The following is a 2192-nucleotide window of genomic DNA, read 5'->3' as shown; positions in this document are numbered from 1 at the left end:
CATTTGCAACAATAACAGCATTTGTTATGGCTTTTAACCATAAAAAAAGTTAAACCAAAATTAAAAGTACTATTGTTTATTTAAAGCAATAGTACTTGTATACTGATTAATGAAAAACAAACAATATCTTTTAACAATTTTAGCAAGCTTAGTTCTACTTACTTTTTTGTCTAAAATCTTATTAAAAACAGATGAATTATTAGTAAATTCATTAACAGAACAATTTACCCAAGAACAATTAATCAATATTTTAAACTTTCAAAAAAAATGGGAATGGTTTACCTATGTAATAATTCTTATTTCATTATTAATAAAAATCTTGATAATAACCTCCATTCTTGACCTAGGTTGTTTCTTATTTAATAAGAAAATCAAATACAAAGAACTCTTTAACATCGTGGTCAAAGCAGAGTTTATATTCATATTGGTCATTATAGTTAAAACCGCTTGGTTTTACTTCTTTCAAACCAATTATACGTTGGAGGACTTACAATTTTTCTATCCATTATCGGCTTTAAGCCTTATTGGCCATGAAGGTTTGCAACCTTGGTTTGTGTATCCATTTCAAGTACTTAATCTTTTTGAACTGGCCTATTGGTTTATATTGGCATTCCTACTTGGCAAAGAACTTAAATCAACTACGGATAAAGGTTTATCTATTGTAGCCAGTAGTTATGGGGTTGGCTTGTTGATATGGGTGGTTGGGGTGATGTTCTCAACCTTAAATATGAGTTAGTTATGCGTAAAAAAGCCATTGTAATCCTAACTATACTCGGTGCTTTAAGCCTCTTGGCTTATTTAGGATACAAGGTGATTACCAAAACCCAAGAGAAAACCAAAATTTCTGAACAGTTGCAAACCATCCCAGAGTTTGAATTCATGACCTTGGAAGAAGAACTGTTTTCAAACAAAAACCTAAAACCAAATCTGCCTACCCTATTTATATACTTTAACAGTGAGTGTGATTTTTGCCAACATGAAGCACAAACTATCAGTGATCATATTGACAAATTTAATGCCGTTCAATTTGTTTTTGTATCAACAGAACCTATTGAAACCATCCGCCAATTTTCGGAACTCTATAATTTAAACCAGCAACAAAATATTACTTTTTCTCATGATAAAACTCATCTTTTTTCTAGTCGATTTGATGCTACATCAATTCCCTATATTTTGATTTACGACAGCAATCAAAAACTTCTCAAAAAACATAAAGGACAACTTAATGCTAATGGCATTTTAAAGGTATTGGACCAGAATGATTAAGCTAAATGACCTAAAAAGCAAAAGTTTACAGAGAACATTTGTTTTGCAACATGACCAGTCTGATTGTGGCGTGGCGTGTATGTTGTCCTTAATCCGGTATTACGGTGGTTCAAATACTTTAGAAAAATTACGTGAGTTGAGCGGTACAACCAAACAAGGCACCACGCTGTTGGGCTTATATCAGGCCGCCAGTACATTAGGCTTTACAGCACAGGGCAATGAAGCTGATATACAAGCCTTAATAGATCATAAAGCACCTTTAATATTACATGTAGTTATTGAAGACCGATTGCAGCATTATGTGGTGTGCTATGGCTACAAAAACGACAAGTTTATTATAGGAGATCCTGCTAAAGGTATTGTTTCTTACTCTAAAGACGAGCTGGAAAGTATTTGGAAATCTAAAACCTGTTTAACGCTCTCGCCTAATAATGAGTTTGTAAAAACCGAAACTCATAACCGAAACAAAAAACAATGGTTCTTAAAATTATTAAAGGAAGATTATAGATTAATTTCCTTTAGTGTGCTGTTGGGTTTGGGTATGGCAGTTTTAGGTATGGTCATGGCCATATTTTCCCAAAAATTGATCGATGATATTTTGCCCTCAAAAAACTTAACTAAGTTAATTACGAGCATTGCTTTAGTAGGTTTTTTATTGCTGGTTAGAGTGCTGTTTGCAGCATTAAGGGATTATTTTTTAATCAGCCAAAGCAAAGATTTCAATAACCGTATTGTAGATAGTTTTTATTCATCATTGCTTAATTTGCCAAAACCATTTTTCGATACTCGTAAAATTGGGGAGTTGGTGGCACGTTTAAATGATACCCAACGTGTACAGCGGGTTATTAATCAGATTGTGGGCAATGTGGTCATCAATGTTTTGGTGACCATGGTTTCTTTGGGCTTTTTGTTTTATTACTCTTGGC

3 protein-coding genes are annotated in these 2192 nt (G+C 33.2%); all 3 read left to right on the top strand.

The genetic code is table 11. The features are described 5' to 3' along the window. Nucleotides 1–319 precede the first annotated feature (319 nt). On the top strand, nt 320–736 hold the full coding sequence (locus VNJ50_RS07665) for a hypothetical protein (protein WP_325580586.1): 417 nt from the start codon (nt 320–322) through the stop codon (nt 734–736). Nucleotides 737–738: 2 nt separating this feature from the next. Further along, nucleotides 739–1266: a peroxiredoxin family protein gene (locus tag VNJ50_RS07660; RefSeq protein ID WP_325580584.1), complete on the top strand. Its 528-nt coding sequence runs from the start codon at nt 739–741 to the stop codon at nt 1264–1266. After that, nucleotides 1259–2192 (top strand): cysteine peptidase family C39 domain-containing protein (locus VNJ50_RS07655; RefSeq protein WP_325580582.1); only part of this gene is annotated, 934 nt, incomplete at its 3' end. The genes VNJ50_RS07660 and VNJ50_RS07655, both read left to right, overlap by 8 nt.

It is taken from the genome of Gelidibacter sp., assembly GCF_035577925.1.
Lineage (GTDB): Bacteria > Bacteroidota > Bacteroidia > Flavobacteriales > Flavobacteriaceae > Gelidibacter.
This window is presented reverse-complemented; position numbering and strand designations above follow the sequence as displayed.